Genomic DNA, 246 nt, shown 5'->3' with positions numbered 1-246 from the left:
ATCGAGCGGCGGATGGCGCGATGGATCCTGCTCTATCACGACCGGGTACGCGAGGACGACATCTGCATGACGCACGAGGAGTTCAGGCTCATGCTCGGCGTCCGCCGCAGCAGCGTGACCGACGCACTCCACAAGCTCGAAGAGGATGAGGCTGTTCGCTCCGTGCGTGGGCGCGTCATCGTGCGTGACCGGGATCGGCTGCTGCGCCTAGCTGGTGACACCTACGGGTTCGCTGAGGCGGAATAC

At 64.6% G+C, this 246-nt stretch carries 1 protein-coding gene; it reads left to right on the top strand.

Annotated elements, in window-relative coordinates; translation table 11 throughout:
* Positions 1-12 precede the first annotated feature (12 nt).
* Positions 13-246 (top strand): helix-turn-helix domain-containing protein (locus AC0IYH_RS33295; protein ID WP_471838684.1); only part of this gene is annotated, 234 nt, incomplete at its 3' end.

The sequence above is a fragment of the Pseudomonas sp. AC463 genome (assembly GCF_979253585.1).
The sequence above is the reverse complement of the archived record's forward strand: the minus strand, read 5'-3'. Positions and strand labels throughout refer to the sequence as shown.